General features: G+C 27.2%; 26 protein-coding genes and 1 pseudogene. 26 read left to right on the forward strand and 1 reads right to left on the reverse strand.

The window, feature by feature from the left end; all coding sequences use genetic code 11:
* From IR151_RS14825 to IR151_RS14940, 24 genes and pseudogenes are all read left to right on the forward strand, one after another.
* Nucleotides 1-239, forward strand: a 239-nt coding sequence (locus IR151_RS14825; RefSeq protein ID WP_227435838.1) for a hypothetical protein, incomplete at its 5' end; no start/stop codon positions are given.
* 18 nt (nt 240-257) lie between these two features.
* Entirely contained in the window at nt 258-596 is a 339-nt protein-coding gene (locus IR151_RS14830; protein WP_227435840.1) for a hypothetical protein, read from the forward strand.
* Complete coding sequence (locus IR151_RS14835) at nt 596-733, forward strand: XkdX family protein (RefSeq protein WP_227435842.1); 138 nt, start codon at nt 596-598, stop codon at nt 731-733. Before IR151_RS14830 ends, IR151_RS14835 begins: the two co-directional genes overlap by 1 nt.
* A 9-nt stretch (nt 734-742) precedes the next feature.
* Nucleotides 743-1,195, forward strand: a complete 453-nt coding sequence (locus IR151_RS14840) for a hypothetical protein (protein ID WP_227435844.1) — start codon at nt 743-745, stop codon at nt 1,193-1,195.
* Nucleotides 1,196-1,208: 13 nt separating this feature from the next.
* Nucleotides 1,209-1,886: a hypothetical protein gene (locus tag IR151_RS14845; protein ID WP_227435846.1), complete on the forward strand. Its 678-nt coding sequence runs from the start codon at nt 1,209-1,211 to the stop codon at nt 1,884-1,886.
* A gap of 16 nt (nt 1,887-1,902) precedes the next feature.
* Nucleotides 1,903-2,193 (forward strand): hypothetical protein, encoded by a 291-nt coding sequence (locus tag IR151_RS14850; protein WP_227435848.1) that lies wholly within the window; start codon nt 1,903-1,905, stop codon nt 2,191-2,193.
* Entirely contained in the window at nt 2,193-2,375 is a 183-nt protein-coding gene (locus IR151_RS14855) for a hypothetical protein (RefSeq protein WP_227435858.1), read from the forward strand. The genes IR151_RS14850 and IR151_RS14855 overlap by 1 nt, the downstream gene beginning before the upstream one ends.
* 37 nt (nt 2,376-2,412) lie before the next feature.
* Nucleotides 2,413-2,643 carry a hemolysin XhlA family protein gene (locus IR151_RS14860; RefSeq protein WP_227435859.1) on the forward strand — a complete coding sequence of 77 codons (231 nt, stop codon included), beginning with the start codon at nt 2,413-2,415 and terminating at the stop codon, nt 2,641-2,643.
* 15 nt (nt 2,644-2,658) lie between these two features.
* Entirely contained in the window at nt 2,659-2,916 is a 258-nt protein-coding gene (locus tag IR151_RS14865) for a phage holin family protein (RefSeq protein WP_227435861.1), read from the forward strand.
* Entirely contained in the window at nt 2,916-3,728 is an 813-nt protein-coding gene (locus IR151_RS14870) for an N-acetylmuramoyl-L-alanine amidase (protein ID WP_227435863.1), read from the forward strand. The genes IR151_RS14865 and IR151_RS14870 overlap by 1 nt, the downstream gene beginning before the upstream one ends.
* A gap of 61 nt (nt 3,729-3,789) precedes the next feature.
* Nucleotides 3,790-3,930: a DNA methyltransferase gene (locus IR151_RS14875; protein ID WP_227436121.1), complete on the forward strand. Its 141-nt coding sequence runs from the start codon at nt 3,790-3,792 to the stop codon at nt 3,928-3,930.
* A 167-nt stretch (nt 3,931-4,097) separates the two neighbouring features.
* Nucleotides 4,098-4,841 (forward strand): annotated as a pseudogene (locus IR151_RS14880) (ABC transporter ATP-binding protein); the annotation flags it as partial.
* Nucleotides 4,838-5,521, forward strand: coding sequence for an ABC transporter permease (locus IR151_RS14885; protein WP_227435865.1), 684 nt, complete (start codon nt 4,838-4,840; stop codon nt 5,519-5,521). The pseudogene IR151_RS14880 and the gene IR151_RS14885, both read left to right, overlap by 4 nt.
* On the forward strand, nt 5,518-6,234 hold the full coding sequence (locus IR151_RS14890; protein WP_227435867.1) for an ABC transporter permease: 717 nt from the start codon (nt 5,518-5,520) through the stop codon (nt 6,232-6,234). The genes IR151_RS14885 and IR151_RS14890 overlap by 4 nt, the downstream gene beginning before the upstream one ends.
* 96 nt (nt 6,235-6,330) lie before the next feature.
* On the forward strand, nt 6,331-6,585 hold the full coding sequence (locus IR151_RS14895) for a helix-turn-helix transcriptional regulator (RefSeq protein ID WP_227435869.1): 255 nt from the start codon (nt 6,331-6,333) through the stop codon (nt 6,583-6,585).
* Complete coding sequence (gene def / locus IR151_RS14900; protein ID WP_227435871.1) at nt 6,566-7,021, forward strand: peptide deformylase; 456 nt, start codon at nt 6,566-6,568, stop codon at nt 7,019-7,021. Before IR151_RS14895 ends, def begins: the two co-directional genes overlap by 20 nt.
* A 51-nt stretch (nt 7,022-7,072) precedes the next feature.
* Nucleotides 7,073-7,534 (forward strand): pyrimidine dimer DNA glycosylase/endonuclease V, encoded by a 462-nt coding sequence (locus tag IR151_RS14905; RefSeq protein ID WP_227435873.1) that lies wholly within the window; start codon nt 7,073-7,075, stop codon nt 7,532-7,534.
* Nucleotides 7,535-7,583: 49 nt separating this feature from the next.
* Nucleotides 7,584-8,486 (forward strand): radical SAM protein, encoded by a 903-nt coding sequence (locus IR151_RS14910; RefSeq protein WP_227435883.1) that lies wholly within the window; start codon nt 7,584-7,586, stop codon nt 8,484-8,486.
* 351 nt (nt 8,487-8,837) lie between these two features.
* On the forward strand, nt 8,838-9,668 hold the full coding sequence (locus IR151_RS14915) for a class I SAM-dependent methyltransferase (RefSeq protein WP_227435884.1): 831 nt from the start codon (nt 8,838-8,840) through the stop codon (nt 9,666-9,668).
* A 244-nt stretch (nt 9,669-9,912) separates the two neighbouring features.
* Nucleotides 9,913-11,139: an RtcB family protein gene (locus IR151_RS14920; RefSeq protein WP_227435886.1), complete on the forward strand. Its 1,227-nt coding sequence runs from the start codon at nt 9,913-9,915 to the stop codon at nt 11,137-11,139.
* A gap of 239 nt (nt 11,140-11,378) precedes the next feature.
* A complete protein-coding gene (locus IR151_RS14925) occupies nt 11,379-11,834 on the forward strand; it encodes a MarR family winged helix-turn-helix transcriptional regulator (protein WP_227435888.1) in 456 nt (151 codons plus the stop codon).
* Nucleotides 11,835-11,940: 106 nt separating this feature from the next.
* Entirely contained in the window at nt 11,941-13,284 is a 1,344-nt protein-coding gene (locus tag IR151_RS14930) for an MATE family efflux transporter (RefSeq protein WP_227435890.1), read from the forward strand.
* Nucleotides 13,285-13,500: 216 nt separating this feature from the next.
* On the forward strand, nt 13,501-14,283 hold the full coding sequence (locus IR151_RS14935) for a PhzF family phenazine biosynthesis protein (RefSeq protein WP_227435891.1): 783 nt from the start codon (nt 13,501-13,503) through the stop codon (nt 14,281-14,283).
* Nucleotides 14,284-14,478: 195 nt separating this feature from the next.
* Nucleotides 14,479-14,898, forward strand: coding sequence for a YjdF family protein (locus tag IR151_RS14940; protein ID WP_227435893.1), 420 nt, complete (start codon nt 14,479-14,481; stop codon nt 14,896-14,898).
* Between the two features lie 110 nt (nt 14,899-15,008).
* Here the strand turns inward: IR151_RS14940 and IR151_RS14945 are convergent, their stop codons facing one another.
* Nucleotides 15,009-15,269, reverse strand: coding sequence for a DUF1294 domain-containing protein (locus IR151_RS14945; RefSeq protein ID WP_227435895.1), 261 nt, complete (start codon nt 15,267-15,269; stop codon nt 15,009-15,011).
* 239 nt (nt 15,270-15,508) lie between these two features.
* Between IR151_RS14945 and IR151_RS14950 the strand changes: the two genes are divergently transcribed.
* A complete protein-coding gene (locus IR151_RS14950; RefSeq protein WP_227435897.1) occupies nt 15,509-16,210 on the forward strand; it encodes a B3/4 domain-containing protein in 702 nt (233 codons plus the stop codon).
* An 82-nt stretch (nt 16,211-16,292) separates the two neighbouring features.
* Nucleotides 16,293-16,901 carry an NUDIX hydrolase gene (locus IR151_RS14955; RefSeq protein WP_227435899.1) on the forward strand — a complete coding sequence of 203 codons (609 nt, stop codon included), beginning with the start codon at nt 16,293-16,295 and terminating at the stop codon, nt 16,899-16,901.
* Nucleotides 16,902-17,250 lie beyond the last annotated feature (349 nt).

Consider the following 17,250-nt stretch of genomic DNA (forward strand, 5'->3'; position numbering starts at 1 on the left):
GTGGTGTATATTCAGTATGTGTAGATTTACAGAATAATATATATAGTGGAGGCAATGATAATACCATTAGAAAAATATCTTCTAATGGAGCAGAAATTTGGAAATATTCAAACTACAAAGATTGGGTGTTGAGTATATGTATTGATTTAGAAAATAATATAATTACTGGAGATAGAAGCAACTTAATAAAAAAACTACAAAACACACATACAGTACAAAAAATAGCTTATTATAGTTAAACTCGGGAGGTAATAAAAATGAACAATCAAAAATATTTAACAGGATTAGAACACAAAGAAGGAAATATATATAAGGTAAATTTAATACACAATATGCCTTTTGACCAAACATATGGGTTAAATAAATCAGCTCAAGAATTGGAGCTAAATGGGATATTGGTTGATGAAGTAGTAGAAGCAGAGCAAAGAGAAGGTTTTGCATCTATTATGTATGTAGATAAGGTAACAAAAGAGATTACATATGAGTATGTGGAAATACCTCTAACACCAGAACAGGAAGCACTAAAAAAGATTAAAGAATTAGAACAGGAAAATGCAAACATAAACTATAGCTTAATGATGGGGGGATTAATATAATGTTAAATTACGATAAAATAAAATATTATTATGATAATAAAATGTGGACTAAAGAAATGGTTAAAAATTCAGTAGGTAAGAATAAAATAACTGAGGTAGAATATAGAGAAATAACGGGTGAGGACTATATAGGATAGTTCTTTTTTATGTTCAAAATAGAGAGTTACTCTTGTAGCTCTCCAAATAAAAAAGAAGGTGATAAATTGTTAAATGAAGATGTGGTAAAAAAATTAAAAAATGTACCTGGTAATACTAGTAATGAAATTGAAAAAGTTAATACAAATATAGAAACTACTAAGACAGAGATTAACACTAAGATAGGTGATACAACACTACTTGAAACAACAGATAAAACAAATATAGTTAGTGCATTAAATGAGGTAAAAACTAGTGTAGATAGTATAGAAACAACAGCAGATAAAACAAGTATAAAAGATACAGATAACTTATTTGAAAGTGATAATGTTGAGGGAGCATTAAATCAACTAGCAAGAAATTATAATACATTATCAGAAAAACAGAATAATTTAGAAACAGAAGTAAAAGGACAGAGAGCTAAGGGTATTACAATAGCAAATAATCTAATAGACATGATATAAGTGAGGTGAAGATATGACAGAAAAATTAACTGAAAATTCTAGTTTAAGTGAACTTATGATAGCATTTGAAAGTATAAAAAATGACTTACAGATAGGAAAAAATAATGTGGCAAGTACATTAGGAAGCCCTTTTACTGGGACAGATAAGTTAAACATAACTAAAACAAAAATAGAAACTTTAAAAAATACTTTTGCAGCAAATTTGACAAATAAAAATGTTTCTGCAAATAAAACTGAAAGTATGCAAAATTTAATAGATAAAGTGTCAAGCATAAAAAATATAATAAAAACAGCAAAGAGCGAAAGCAATTATATTACAATGAAGCCAAGCTATGTCTTGCCATATGGTCAAACGGATTCAGTGAGACGTGTCTCTCTTGAGATTAATTCGTTGTCTTTTAGACCTAATTTAGTTTTCATGACTACAAAAGATAACTATAGCAACTATACAACTATCGCTTTTGACTCTACCATGAATTTAATGCCTAATTTAATATTATGTATTAGTGAAGAGTACAGGTCTGGTAATAGACAAAATATTGGTAGATTTCAAAATCGCATATTTGACACAGATACTTATTCTAATTCTACCAGTGGTGGATTTTTTACAAATGGTTTTAGAACACCAATTTATTTAAATGATACCAGTATATATGCAGCCGTTAGTTGGTTCGCTATAAAGTACGAATAAAAAAGGAGGACTAAAAATGGAAATAGGAAGAAGAATAATCTTTGACCAAGACGGAGAAATAATTGCAATATATGGAGAAATGGAAGGAGATGTCATACCAAGAAAGGCTATATCAAAAATAGATTATATTGACATTCCTTTTAAATCAATAGCTGATAATTGTTATATAGAAAAGATAGATGTAGTTAATAATGTACCAATCATAAAAGAGATAAAAAGAGAATTAACAGAAGAACAAAAGAGAATACAAGAATTAGAAAATCAGATTTTATTAAATGAAAATGAAAAAGTAGGAGGATTATTATAATGAATATAAACAATGTTGTAGTAAGGATATTGGCAGAGAGGATTCTAAACAAGGGATTAAATCCGTTGAAAAATCGAGAATTTGAATTAGATGATGTAACTAACACGGAGTATAGAAAAGCAGTAGAAGATTATATTATAGAGCATAGTGGAGTAGTAGAAGGAGCAGAACCTACAATTTAAGAGGTTCTTTTTTATTTCAATTAATAAGGAGGTTTTCATGAATGAAGAACTTTTCAAAGATAATTTGAAACGACATGAGGCAACAATAAATAAACATAATGATGAAATAGATGAATTAAAAGTGGCAAATATAGAGTCTAAAGCAGAACTAAAGGCACTATGTGAGAACTTAAATTCACTTACAAGCATGTTGAAATGGCTAATTGGAACAATGATTACAACACTTGTAGGGTTCTTTATATTTGCAATACAGAGAGGAATATTTTAATTAGGAGGAAAATAAATGGATAATTTAATAAGTTTCATACCAGAGCAGTTACTAATTTTAGTTGCTGCTCTTTATGTTATAGGGGCAGGTTGTAAGAAGTACAAACAGTTAGATAACAAGTATATTCCAGTAGTATTACTAGCACTTGGAGTAGGCTTCTCAATATGGATGTTAGGATTAAATGCTGATGCAGTCTTACAAGGTGTAATTTGTTGGGGTATATCAATAGGTATAAATCAAACTTACAAACAGTTGAAGGAGGAAAATAAATAATGAAAATATGTATTACAGTAGGACACAGTATTTTAAAAAGTGGAGCATGTACTTCTGCTGATGGAGTAGTTAACGAGTATCAATACAATAAGTCACTTGCACCAGTATTAGCAGATACATTCAGAAAAGAAGGTCATAAGGTGGACGTAATAATATGCCCCGAAAAGCAGTTTAAAACTAAGAATGAAGAAAAGTCATATAAAATACCTAGAGTTAACGGTGGAGGTTATGACTTACTTATAGAGTTACATTTAAATGCAAGTGATGGTCAAGGAAAAGGCTCAGAGGTGATATATTATAGTAATAAAGGTCTAGAATATGCAACTAGAATATGTAAGAAACTAGGCACAGTATTCAAAAATAGAGGTGCTAAATTAGATAAAGGATTATATATTTTAAATAGTTCCAAACCTACAGCCATATTAATTGAAAGTTTCTTTTGCGATAATAAAGAAGATTATGAGAAGGCTAAGAAACTTGGATATGAAGGTATGGCCAAGTTAATTGTAGAAGGTGTATTGAATAAAAATATAAAAAATGAGGGAGCCAAAGAGATGTATAAACACACTATAGTTTATGATGGAGAAGTTGACAAGATACCTGCAACAGTAGTCGGCTGGGGGTATAGTGACGGAAAAATATTAATATGTGACATAAAAGATTATATACCAGGTCAAACAGAAAATTTATATGTTGTAGGGGGTGGAGCATGTAATAAAATAAGTTCTATTACCACAGAGCATTATTCTGAAATAGTAGGAAAAGATAGATTTGATACTATTAAAAAAGTATTGGCATTCATAAGCAAGTAAAATATAAATAAATACCATATCTAGATTCAACTTGAATAAGACATAATATAAAGAAAATTATATTGTATTAGATAGCTTTGGAAGTGGTGCAACTGGTGTCGCATACGCAAATACTAAAAGAAAGTTTATAGGTATAGAGTTAGATAAGGATTATTTTCAACAAGGTAAAAATAGAATAGAAAGAGCAACAATTTATAAATAAAAAAAGAAGGTGATAGTTAAAAGCTATTGCCTTCTTTTTTATGCTTAAATTTACAATTAAGATGCTAAGGATTAGCTATATAAAGTATCGAAGAAAGTTTCTAAGTGTCTTAAAAACGATTTTAAAAGGTTGTTTTCTAGTAATTTTTTTGTATTAATATATTATTACCATCTGGAGCAGGTAAATCAACGTTACAAAAAATTCTAATTGGTATGATAACCAATTATGAAGGAAGTGTATTTGTAAATGGAATAGAAAGCAAAAAACATTCAAATAAATTTTATGAGAATATAGGCGTTGATTTTGAATTTCCTAGTTTATATGAAAAATTAACTGCAATAGAAAATTTAAAATACTTTGGATCTTTATATTCTAAAAAATTCTTACCAATTGATGAACTACTAAAATCAGTAGGATTAGAAAGTGAAGCAAATAAAAAAATATCAGAATATTCAAAGGGTATGAAATCAAGACTAAATTTTATAAAAGCTTTATTACATAATCCAGATATATTGTTTTTAGATGAACCAACAAGTGGACTTGACCCATCAAATAGTAAGATTATGAAAAATATGATTTTGTCAGAAAAATCTAAAGGTAAAACTATTATTTTAACAACTCATAATATGTTGGATGCAACAGAACTTTGTGATAGGGTAGCATTCATTGTAAATGGGAAAATATCTGCATTAGATACACCACATAATCTTATTATGTCAAAAGGTGCTGTTAAAATTAGATATACATATTTTGATAATGAAGAAAAAACTTCTGAATGTTTTTTAAATGATACTAGTAATGACAAAAAATTAAATATGCTTATTAAGGAAAATAAGCTCTTATCAATACATAGCAGTGAACCGACATTAAATGATATTTTTATTGAGATAACAGGGAGGAATTTACAATGAGATTAAAAAATCTTATCTTAGGAGATGTAAAGTTTCAATTTAAATATGGATTTTATTTTTTATATGTTACTTTAAGTATTGTATATATTTGTTTGCTTAATGCCTTTCCAACATTATTGAGAGAAAAGGTAGCTATAATTATGATTTATTCTGACCCAGCAGCAATGGGACTATTTTTTATGGGAGCAATTGTACTTCTTGAGAAGAGTCAAAGAGTTTTAAATTCCCTAGCTGTATCTCCCATAAAAATATCAGAATATATTTTATCAAAGGTGATTTCATTGTCAATAATATCTAGTATTGTATCTATGGTAATTGCAATTACAGCAAATTTAAATAATATTTTGATAGTAATTATGGGAACTTTCTTTGCATCCATAATATTTTCATTACTTGGGCTTATACTTGCAAGTAGAGCATCAAGTTTAAATCAATTTATTGTTTTAACTATTCCTATTGAGATTGTCTGCTTTGTGCCACCAATAATTAATGTATTGATGGATTTAAGTGTATTCACCAATTTGTATCCTTTTAATATATGTATTTCTCTTATTAGTGGAGATAAAAATTCTTTAGTAACTAATATATTAATTTTAATATTGATGACTATAATAGTTTACTTTATAACATATTATTTTGTTTGTAGTATTTGGAAAAAGGTAGGTGGTATAAAGTTATGATAAAAATTATTAATGCTTTTAGACAAGAATTTGAGCAAATAAAAGGTGATGCTATGCTTTTTGTAGTATGTATTTCTCCAATATTATGTGGAGGACTTATAAAATTTGGAATACCATTAATTCAAAATATATTAATTGATAGTTCTTATTATAAATTAACTTTAGAACCATATTTTTTAGTATTTGACTTGCTTTTAGCTTTTATAACACCTTTTATGTTCTTTTTTGCTTCTACTATGGTTATGTTAGGAGAAATTGATGATAATATTTCAAAATATTTGATAATCACTCCTATTGGAAAAAGTGGTTATCTTATTTCAAGACTTGGAATACCAGCTATATTAGCCTTTGCCATTACAGTAATTTTATTATTAACTTTTTCGCTAACTAAAATTTCTTTTTTATTAAATTTGGCAATTTCTTTAGTATCTTTGACTCAGGGAATTATTATATCAATATTAATAATTTCTTTATCATCAAATAAATTAGAAGGTATGGCACTTACAAAGTTATCAGGACTTTTTATGTTAGGTATTCCAGCACCATTTTTTATTTTAAATAAAATACAATATATTTTACTTTTCTTACCATCATTTTGGTTAGCAAAGGCATTTAAAGATAGTAACTACATATATATTTTTACCTCATTTATTGTATCATTAATTTGGATTGTTTTATTACTTAAAAAATTCAATAAAAAAATATCTAGTTAAATAGATTATCAAAATAAATGTAAGGTTGACTTGACATAAAAATTAGAAAATGTTACAGTTTAAATGTAAGGTTAACATTACATGAATGGAGTATATATGAAAAATAAAATCAAGGTATTAAGAGAAAAATTGGGGTTAACACAAGAACAACTAGGAGAATTAGTTGGAACATCTAGGCAGGCTATAAATGCTATAGAGACTGGAAAAAATGAACCTTCAATATGGTTAGCATATGATATTTCAAGAGTTTTTAATGAACCAATAGAAAGTATATTTTTATTTGAACAAAGTAAGAGAAAATCAAGAGCTCAGATAAGTAGGGGGGAATATTATGGCTCTAAGAGAGATTAGAACTTTTGACGATGAAATTTTAAGAAAAAAGAGTAAGAATGTAGAAAAAGTAGATAATAAGATAAGAGACCTATTAAACGATATGGCAGAAACCATGTACAATACACCAAATGGTGGGGGTTTAGCTGGATGCCAAGTGGGAATATTAAAACGTTTAGTTGTTATAGATTTAGGAGAGGGACTTATTAAACTTGTCAATCCTGAAATTATTAAAGAAGAAGGAGAGCAAATTGTTGTTGAAGGTTGTTTAAGTTTTCCTGATGTATGGGGAAAATTAAAAAGACCTAAAAAAGTTACAGTTCAAGCTTTAAATGAGAATGGTGAGAAAATAATAATTAAAGGTTCAGGACTTATGGCAAAATGTCTTTGTCATGAGATAGACCATTTGGATGGCATAGTTTTTACAGATAAAATTATTGAACGTGTAAAACTATAAGGTAATTTAAGTACTAAATTTAGATAATATTTTATAGTGAGGAGTTAGATTATGAGATTATGGCATAAAGATTTGATTGATGTATTACCAAAAAATCAATTAGTAAGTCAATGGAGAGAACTATTCGCTATAAAAGGTTCTATAGAGAAAAAAGGTACTCCAAATCATCTATTAGTAAATAAAGTATTAAATTATAGTATTGATGAATTTAAATTTTATGCTAAAGTTGTACATGATGAAATGGTAAAAAGGGCTTATAGACCTAATGAAACTAAGTTTATAGAAATGCTAAAATGGAACAATAACAATTTCTCAATGGATGTATCTGTAGTATATAATCTAAATTTAGAAAATTTATATAGAGATTGGCATAATGAAATATATTTAAAGCAATGTCTATATAATTTAGAAGAAAAAGCAGTGTGTGGAGGAATATCCATGAATGAATGGGATATATTACTTTGTAAATACGGTGATGACTATGAATTATGGCATGGTAATAACTTACTTTAATTACTATAATTTAATATTATGATATTATTAGATGTAAAGAGGTGATTGTTTGTATAATAAAGTAAAATATATTCCAATAAATTGTGAAACTGCTTGCAATAAACTAAAAAGAAGTATTCCATATAAATGGGATTTAAATATTTATCGTGGATGTGAACATGCATGTAAATATTGTTATGCTATCTATTCACATAAGTATATTAATTCTAATAATTATTTTGAAGATATCTATGTAAAAACAAATATAGTAGAAATGCTTGAGAAACAATTGAGTAGCAATAAGTGGAAGCGAGAAGTAATTAATATAGGTGGAGTGACAGATAGTTATCAACCTATAGAAGCTGAGTATAAAATTATGCCAGAAATATTGAATCTATTAATCAAATATAAAACCCCAGCAATTATTTCTACAAAATCGGATTTAATTTTAAGAGATTATGATTTGGTTGATAAATTATCTAGAATTACATATATTAACATAGCATCTACAATTACGACTGTAGATGAAAAGACACAAAAGCTCATTGAGCCAAATGGAGTAGATTCAATGAGAAGATTTGAAATGTTAAAAGAATTTAGAAAAACTAACGCTTCAGTTGGTCTTCATATTATGCCAATGATACCTTATATTACAGATAATTTTGATAACATAAATTCATTATTTAGATATGCAAAAGAAAGTAATGTACACTATGTGCTATCTGGAACTCTGTATTTAAGAGGTATAACTAGAGGTGTTTTTTTTGACTTCATTAAAAAAGAATTTCCTGATTTATTTGATAAATTATCAGTATTGTACAGTACAGGTTCAGCTAATAAAGAGTATAAAAACCAACTTTATAAAATGGTCAATCAACTTAGAAATAAGTATTCTTTATCAAGTAGTTATGACAAAGTAATGAAAGAAAAATTAAAACATTCAAGCGATATTCAGTTGTCTTTTTTTGATTAATTTTAGATACAATAGTGTACTTTTTAATTTAATATTATAAATTATTTAAACTGAAATTTATTGACAAATAGAGATAGTAAGTATACAATACATCTATAAAATAAAAATATGAAAGGATGATGTTGTTCGGGGTACTTGATATCATAAAATCGTTGATGTAAGTATTGCTGGAAAAGAGTAAATAAAATCAAATTTAATAAGTAAACAAAATAAAGCGATAGTTTTATTGTTGTGCTTAAAAATATTTGATTCTATTTTACTCTTATTTAAACTCATCTTTTTGAAGTTAAACCACAGAGTAAAATCTGTGGTTTTTTTATTTTATAAATAAATTTTAAGGAGTGGTATGTTTTGTTAAACAAATTATGCATGTATTTAGAAAAACCAGAACTTTATAAGGAAAGTAAAGTTAATTTTTGGGATGATGAATATATCTCAAAACAGTTATTAAAAGCACATTTAGATGTTGATTTTGAAGGAGCAAGTAGAAGTCTAGACTTTATTAATGATTCTGTAGATTGGATAGTTAAAGTTGCATCTCCAGATAAGTATCCAAATTTAATCGATTTAGGATGTGGTCCAGGATTATACTCAGAAAGATTTGCACAGAAAGGTTATAAAGTAACTGGAATTGATTTTTCAAAACGTTCTATTAATTATGCACAAAGTAGAAATGAAAAGAAAAATCTAAATATAACATATTTATTTCAAAGTTATTTAAATATGAATTACAGTGAAGAATTTGATATAGCTACTTTAATTTATTGTGATTATGGAGCTTTATCAACTAAAAACAGAAGTCTATTGATGGAGAATATTTACAAGAGTTTAAAACCTGGAGGAAAGTTGATATTAGATGTATTTACAATAAATAAATACGATGATTTTAAAGAAGTTAAAATATGGGAAATAAATGAAAATGGAGGCTTTTGGAGTAGTGAAAGATATATGTGTATACAAGATAATTGCAAATATAGTGATTACAATACATTAGAACAAACTCTTGTTATAACAGAAGGAAGTGCAAATGTATTTTATATTTGGAATAAATACTTTTCAAAAGAGAGTTTTTTTACAGAAATTAAAGATATTGGCTTTAAATCTATTGAAATTTTTAATAATGTCAAAGGTGAAGCATATTCTGATGATAGTATGACTATGGGATTGGTTTTACAAAAATAGTAAAAAAATAATGAATATATTTAAATGAATAAAAACTTGAAATCTACAATGATATCACATAAGAAAAGTATATATATTGAAATATGGATATTTTTATGTTATTTTTAATACATTATAAATTTGATTATATAAAAATAAAAGCAATATTTTTGTTATTATTTTTTATATAAAATTTATTTGAATATATTTTTTTAAGAGAATATGATATTAAAATTAATATATAGTTTAGAAGGATGTGGTATTAGTGCTAGAGATTCAAGGAAAATACAATAAAGCAAAAATATTTACAGATAATGTAGATAGTACAACAATAAGTCAAATAATAGAATTATGTAATCAGGAATTTACAACAAAATCTAAGATAAGAATAATGCCAGATTGTCATGCAGGTTCTGGCTGTGTAATAGGTACTGTAATGACAATACAAGATAAAATAGTCCCAAATCTTGTTGGAGTAGATATAGGGTGTGGGGTTATATGTGTAAATCTGGGTAAAGTTGATTTGAATTTGAAACAGATAGATGATTTTATAAGAAAAAAAATACCTCATGGATTTAATATAAATAAATATAGTAAAGCAAACTATAAAAAAGAGATAGAATCATTATATTGTATAAAAGGTATAGGAAAAGCTACAGAGGAATATAATCGAGCTATTGGAAGCCTTGGAGGGGGAAATCATTTTATTGAGTTAAATGAAGATAGTGAAAAAAATAAATATTTAATAATACACTCTGGTAGTAGAAATCTTGGCAATAGGGTAGCAAAATACTACCAAAAAAAAGCTTATGATTACTATGTCAGAATTAGCAATAGCTTTGAGGAAGACAGTAAAAGACTTGTTGAGCAGTACAAAAAGGAAAATAGAGAAGAAGAAATTCAGGATGCATTGATAACGCTTAAAGAAGAACATAATTTTACCCCTAAAATACCAAAAGATTTATGCTATTTAGAAGGAAAATTGATGGAAGATTATCTTCATGATATGGATATTATACAAAAATATGCTGAACTAAACAGAAATACAATGGCTAAAAGAATAATTGAAGAATGTATAGGTCTTAAGTTCAATGATTTAGACCATTTTCAAACTATACATAATTATATAGAAATTGAAAACAGAATACTAAGAAAAGGAGCTATAGCATCGTATGAAGGAAGAAAGTTATTGATTCCTATAAATATGAGAGATGGTGTTATCTTGGGAGTAGGAAAAGGAAATTTAGATTGGGTTAATTCTGCACCTCATGGAGCAGGACGTATACTTTCAAGAGGAGAAGCCAAAAGAAGTATAAATATGAAAGATTATGAAGATTCTATGAAAAATGTATTTACAACGAGTGTAAATATTAAAACCATTGATGAAGCACCTCAAGCGTATAAGCCAATTGATGAGATTGTAGAAAATATAAGAGAAACAGTTGACATAATTAATATATTGAAACCAATTTATAATTTTAAGTCAAATTAACAATTTGGAAGATTAAGATAATATAGTAATCTTAATCTATATAAAAAATAAAATTTATAAAAAAGGAGTACAAAAAATAGTACTCCTTTTTTATATGGAGGTTCAGAAATAAGGATTCATTCAATTATGAAAATAAATCCTTGGATATTTCTTAAAGAGAAACTTGACAATTGATAAGTAAAGATATAATATGTATAGTAACTAAACAGTAATGAAACTAAACAAATAGAGGTGAAAGTATGAGAGATTATTCTAAACTAATTACATTGATGGAACGTATTATTCACAAATACAATCAGTGGGAAGATAAAAAGCGAACTTATGGAACAGAGATTCTATTATCAAAATCAGAAATTCATACAATATCAGCTGTTGGTGATAATCCTGGAATAAACATTACATCTCTTGCAGATGTTTTGGGTATTACAAAAGGAGCAGCTTCTCAGATGATTTATAAACTAGTAGATAAAGGAACTGTAGTAAAAAAAGTATCTCCTGATTCTGATACAGAAGTAGTTTTGAGCCTTACAGATGATGGAATGAAAAATTATAAAGCTCATCAAGAATATCATAAGCAAACTAATGATGAATCACTCAAACTGTTAGATGATATGCCAGAGCCTTTTTATGAGTATATGTTGAGTTATTTTTCTGCTTTTGAAGAAAGTATTGATAAAAAATTAGAAGAAAAGTAATGGCTGTGTGTGAAAAAATTGCTATCGTAGAGGGTAGCAATTATTTTTAAAAATATGTTTAGTAACTATACTGTATTGAAACAAAACATTTGAAAGGATGATTGATATGAATGGAAATCAAAAAAGAATCTATCTTTTAGAAAAAGAAGATGTAAGGAAATCACTGTTAAAATTAGGAATGCCTACTATGATGGGGATGATAGTATCAGCATTATATAATATTGTTGATGCTTTCTTTGTAGGTCGTTTGGGGACACTGCAAACTGCTGCAGTATCCTTAGTATATCCATTAACTATGGTTGGTACTGGAATAGGATTGCTTTTTGGAAGTGGTGCAGGTTCTTATATTTCAAGGCTTCTTGGTAAAAAAGAATATGAGGAAGTAAAGGCTTGTAGTAGTATAGCTTTCTTTTCAGGTATATTTTTAATCACTGTTTTGGTTACAATTATGCTATTATTTTTTAATCCTCTTATGAATATTTTAGGGGCAACAGATAGCACACTTTATTATGTAAGAGAATATGGTTTGATATATATTTTGGGGCTTATATTCAATGTTTTAAATATAATGATGAATAATATGATAGTTGCAGAAGGGAGTTCTTCATTTAGTATGACTGCTATGTTGCTTGGTGGATTAACAAACTTCATATTAGACCCAGTTTTAATATTTGGATGTCATATGGGAGTTTCTGGTGCAGCTATTGCAACATTAATTTCACAACTTGTCTCTACCTCATTTTATGGATTTTATATTTTAAAAGGGCATACATTTTTGAAAATTTCTTTTAGTTATTTTAAAATCAAGCGTACTATTTACACAGAGATTTTCAAAATCGGTCTACCAGTTTGCTTCTTCCAATTTTTGACTGGTGGGGCAGTGAGTTTAACTAATATTGTTGCTAAACCATTTGGAGAAGCTGCTATTGCAGCTATGGGAATTGTTAACCGCCTTATGTCTTTGGAATCAAATGCTTTATATGGTTTTTTAAAAGGTTATTCTCCTCTGATTGGATATAACTATGGTGCAGGAAAAATAGATAGAGTTGAAAGAGCTACTAAGACAGCAATATATTGGAGTACTGTTGTAAATGTATTGTTTGGAGCTTTGTGCATTTTATTTTCAAAGCAATTTATTTATATATTTAATCAAGAATCAGTTAAAGTATTGGAAATTGGAAGAACTGCTTTAATTGTTGATGCTATTTCATTTATGACATTAGGGGTTCAAATTGTCATAGGAAATTACTTTTTAGCAATTGGAAAAGCAAAACAAGGTGGTATGCTAAGTATATGTCGTCAAGGTTTGCTGTTCATTCCATTTTTGTTGATCTTCACAAATTTATGGGGTATGAAAGGTCTTATTGCAACTCAATTGGTAGCAGATGTATGTGCAACAATTATTACTGGCATAATGTGGTTTAAAGAAAAGTCACTACAATTAGTATAGAAGAGATTTATAGAAGAGATTTTATCAGAAAAGAAAATATTATTGAAATATTGATAAAGAAGTATTCTAGTTTTGTATTTCAATAAATACTTGTCGAGAGTAAGATATTGAATTATATAAATTCATAAGAAATAGTAATTTGTTTTGATTATTTAAATATGGGATAATATAATATGAATGTATTCCTAACTTTAAATTAGAAAGAAGGTGTGAATAATGAAATATTATGTAGTTGATTCATTTACAAATAGATTATTTAAAGGAAATCCTGCTGGTGTTTGTGTTCCTGAAAAGAGATTATCACTAGAATTAATGCAGAAAATAGCAACAGAGAATAATCTTCCAGAAACAGCTTTTGTAGTTAAAAATAATGGAAATTATGACTTACGATGGTTTACACCTAAAGAAGAAATTGATTTATGTGGTCATGCAACTTTAGCTGCAGCTTATGTTATATCCAATTTTATTGATATAGATATTAAGAAAATTTGTTTTTTTACTCAAAGTGGAACTCTTGAAGTTACACGAAATGGGAATCTATATGAAATGATATTTCCAAACAGAGAACCTATTGAAATTGAATTATCAGTACAACAACGTAGTTTACTGGGTTGTACACCAGTGGCTATCTACTCTTCAAGAGATTTAATATTGTTACTAAGTAATGAACAAGAAGTTATAGACTATACACCTAATTATCAAGATTTACGTAAATTAACAGGTTGGCTAGGTGTTATAATTACATCACAAGGAACTGATACAGATTTTGTATCTCGATATTTTTGTCCAGAATTAGACTCAGAAGATTCTGTTACAGGTTCATCTCATTGTAGTCTTATACCATATTGGGCTGAAAAGTTGGGAAAAGATAAAATGATAGCATCACAACTTTCTAATCGTGGTGGCATTATTCAGTGTGAATTATTAAAAGATAATGATGTAAAAATTTCTGGAGAAGCAGCTTTGTTTATGCATGGAGAAATAATGGATAATATTTAAAGTTGTTAATAGCAATAGTAAGGAAGATAAATTTATATCAACATTGACAAATTAAAATAAAAAAGTTAATATTTAACTGATGAAGATAAAAACACAGTCTGGTTGGTAGTCCAGACGCAGCAATTGCTGTCAGTAACCTGCCTCCTTGGTTGTCCATTCTTTAGAAATAAAGCAAATAAATAGGAGGAACTAGCAATGGATAATGTTAGTGGAAAATTAACAGTCTTATTTGAAGAACCGTTTTGGATAGGTATATTCGAAAGACAAGATGGTAAAAAATATGAGGTGTGTAGGGTAGTTTTTGGAGCAGAACCTAGGGATGTAGAAGTATATGAATTCATACTTGAAAAGTTCTTTTCATTAAATTTTGGAAGTATCAAATTGGATAAAAATGTATCTAAAGACAACATTGGATACAAAAGGATGCGGAGAAAAGTAAAAAAAGAACAGTCTAAAGAAACTATAGGAACTAAAGCGCAAAATGCTCTTAAGATTCAACATGAAGAAAGAAAACAAGATAAAAAAATACTAGCTAAGTCTAGAAAAGAAGAAGAAAAAGAAAGACTTTTTACTTTGAAACAAGAAAAAAGAAAAGCCAAACATAAAGGTCATTAATTTAATTGGTTAGATTTTTATGAATTGCTAGATAATAGGTGTATAAAATTAAAAAATTTATACACCTTAAATTATTAATAAAAATAGAATTATTATATTTAAAAATCACTTTAAAGCATATAATAGAATAATAACAATTGTAGTAATATTATAAATGGTATCCCAAGTGTAAATTTAATATGCTTAGTTTTATGTCTAAAAGAATACATTCCAATGATAGAACCGATGCTACCTCCAATTATTGCTATGGCAAGAAGGGTAGCTTCTTTTATTCTCCATTTATTTTTTATTGCTTTTTTCTTATCAATATACATTGAAGATAAACCAATAATATTAATAATTATAAAATATATAGAAATCAAATTTTTCACAATATTACCTCCATAAGACGTATAATAAAAATATATTATACATTATAAAGCAAGAATATTTTTTTTAAAAGCTTAATCTATAATTACTATATATAAAATATTTCATAAGAACTAATATTGTATTAATTGGAAAATTTAAAAAAATTAAACAATTGCTAAAATAGGGGGTATATTTATAAGACATAAAGTGATAAAATTTACTTAGAAAATAATGTAAAATAACAGGAGGACAAGGCAAAATGAAATTCATAGTAGAAAAAGAAGTATTTGATAAATTAGAAAATGTATGTTTTGGTGTAGTAGTTGCAAAAGGAATAGACAATACTAAAGAAATTGAAAGAATAAATAATCTTTTAGATATAAGCATAGACAGAGTAGAAGAGTACTTTAAAGATAAAAAGGTAAAAGAAGCAGAAGAAATTATACCATACAGAGAAGCATTTAGAAGTTTAGGGATGAATCCAAATAAATTTATGAGTTCGATAGAAGCAATGACAACAAGAGTTGCTAAAAATAAAAAGCTTCCACATATAAATCCTATTGTAGACTTAGGAAACTCTATTTCTTTAAAATATCTACTTCCAATGGGTGCACATGATATGGATTTTAGAGATGATGATGTATTTGTTAGATTTTCAAAAAAAGGGGATAAATTTATTCCATTTGGAGAAACTGAAGTTGAGTTGATGGAAGAAGGAGAATTAATTTATTCTGTTGGAGATATGGTAAAAACTAGAAGATGGATATGGAGACAAGGTGAAGAAGGAAAAATTACAAGTAGTTCAAAAAATATATTTTTCCCTATAGATGGTTTTACTAATGCAAATTTAGATCAAGTAATGAGTGCAAGAGAAGAGTTAGCAAAATTATTAAAAGAAATATTTGATTGTGAAATTAAAGTAGGGTTCATAGATAAAGATAACTTAGAAATGGAGATATAAGAAACTGTATCCAATACTTATTTTAAAGTATTGTGTCTATAATTACTTAAGGATATTTAAATAAAGAGAGGTCGTAGTAAATTTGAAAAAAACTATAATAAAAAATATAAATCCATTGGTTGAAAGTAAGTTTATGGGACTTTTTGAAATTGAGTATAAAAATAAGCTAGATGAAGATAAGATATGGATGGTAGCATCAAGAAAAAGCAGTGAACAACTAAAAAGTATTTATCTTGAAAATAAAGAAGATAGTGCAGATGCAGTTGCAATAGTAGGTCTTCATAAAAGTAGTAAAAAATTAATTTTAATAAAACAATTTAGAGTACCCATTAATGGATATATATACGAATTGCCAGCAGGTCTTATCGATAAGGGTGAATCTATAGATATTTCTGTTGAAAGAGAACTTAGAGAAGAAACTGGGCTTGCTCTTTTAGAAATTCAAAAAAATAAGAGTAATGAGAAAGTATATCTATCTCCTGGTATGAGTGATGAATCGATTGCATTTGTTTACTGTATATGCGATGGTAATATAACTGATGAATTCTTAGAACCAGATGAAGATATTGAAGCTATTTTAGTTTCACAAGATGAAGCAAAAGAAATTTTACAGAGTAATCATAAGATAGATACAAAAGCATTTTTAATTTTACAAATGTTTGTAAGTTTAGGAACTAAATTATTTGAATAATTATACAAAAAAGAGATTGTATTATGTAAGTGAGTAAAGTATAAAAATTTATTTTATTCATATAATGATATAATCTCTTTTTTGTTTTATTTTTTAAGATGTAAAGTAATCAATACAAAAATTTAAGGGTTATTTTTAGGTAATTTTTAGATGTTTTTGTATTGAGAGATAATCTTTTAATACATATTGTATTTTCAAATATAGATATAGTTTAAAAATTCAAAAAAATGGTGGTGAAATATGTCCCAAGGGACATTGGGCAAAATACGTCCCTCCAGCCTCTTTATATTAAAAAGTATATACTAAATAAGGGTTAAAAGAGATAAAAATGATACACTAATTGTCTTTT

This window comes from Clostridioides sp. ES-S-0006-03, assembly GCF_020662275.1.
In the GTDB taxonomy this organism is placed as follows: Bacteria; Bacillota; Clostridia; order Peptostreptococcales; family Peptostreptococcaceae; genus Clostridioides.

What these genes read in the sequence shown, in the direction of transcription:
- IR151_RS14835 (WP_227435842.1), top strand. Translation starts at nt 596, where the DNA reads ATGTTAAATTACGATAAAATAAAATATTATTATGATAATAAAATGTGG.
- IR151_RS14860 (WP_227435859.1), top strand. Translation starts at nt 2,413, where the DNA reads ATGAATGAAGAACTTTTCAAAGATAATTTGAAACGACATGAGGCAACA.
- IR151_RS14950 (WP_227435897.1), top strand. Translation starts at nt 15,509, where the DNA reads ATGAAATTCATAGTAGAAAAAGAAGTATTTGATAAATTAGAAAATGTA.
- IR151_RS14890 (WP_227435867.1), top strand. Translation starts at nt 5,518, where the DNA reads ATGATAAAAATTATTAATGCTTTTAGACAAGAATTTGAGCAAATAAAA.
- IR151_RS14865 (WP_227435861.1), top strand. Translation starts at nt 2,659, where the DNA reads ATGGATAATTTAATAAGTTTCATACCAGAGCAGTTACTAATTTTAGTT.
- IR151_RS14845 (WP_227435846.1), top strand. Translation starts at nt 1,209, where the DNA reads ATGACAGAAAAATTAACTGAAAATTCTAGTTTAAGTGAACTTATGATA.
- IR151_RS14935 (WP_227435891.1), top strand. Translation starts at nt 13,501, where the DNA reads ATGAAATATTATGTAGTTGATTCATTTACAAATAGATTATTTAAAGGA.
- IR151_RS14895 (WP_227435869.1), top strand. Translation starts at nt 6,331, where the DNA reads ATGAAAAATAAAATCAAGGTATTAAGAGAAAAATTGGGGTTAACACAA.
- def (WP_227435871.1), top strand. Translation starts at nt 6,566, where the DNA reads ATGGCTCTAAGAGAGATTAGAACTTTTGACGATGAAATTTTAAGAAAA.
- IR151_RS14830 (WP_227435840.1), top strand. Translation starts at nt 258, where the DNA reads ATGAACAATCAAAAATATTTAACAGGATTAGAACACAAAGAAGGAAAT.
- IR151_RS14840 (WP_227435844.1), top strand. Translation starts at nt 743, where the DNA reads ATGTTCAAAATAGAGAGTTACTCTTGTAGCTCTCCAAATAAAAAAGAA.
- IR151_RS14855 (WP_227435858.1), top strand. Translation starts at nt 2,193, where the DNA reads ATGAATATAAACAATGTTGTAGTAAGGATATTGGCAGAGAGGATTCTA.
- IR151_RS14930 (WP_227435890.1), top strand. Translation starts at nt 11,941, where the DNA reads ATGAATGGAAATCAAAAAAGAATCTATCTTTTAGAAAAAGAAGATGTA.
- IR151_RS14905 (WP_227435873.1), top strand. Translation starts at nt 7,073, where the DNA reads ATGAGATTATGGCATAAAGATTTGATTGATGTATTACCAAAAAATCAA.
- IR151_RS14870 (WP_227435863.1), top strand. Translation starts at nt 2,916, where the DNA reads ATGAAAATATGTATTACAGTAGGACACAGTATTTTAAAAAGTGGAGCA.
- IR151_RS14940 (WP_227435893.1), top strand. Translation starts at nt 14,479, where the DNA reads ATGGATAATGTTAGTGGAAAATTAACAGTCTTATTTGAAGAACCGTTT.
- IR151_RS14925 (WP_227435888.1), top strand. Translation starts at nt 11,379, where the DNA reads ATGAGAGATTATTCTAAACTAATTACATTGATGGAACGTATTATTCAC.
- IR151_RS14850 (WP_227435848.1), top strand. Translation starts at nt 1,903, where the DNA reads ATGGAAATAGGAAGAAGAATAATCTTTGACCAAGACGGAGAAATAATT.
- IR151_RS14885 (WP_227435865.1), top strand. Translation starts at nt 4,838, where the DNA reads ATGAGATTAAAAAATCTTATCTTAGGAGATGTAAAGTTTCAATTTAAA.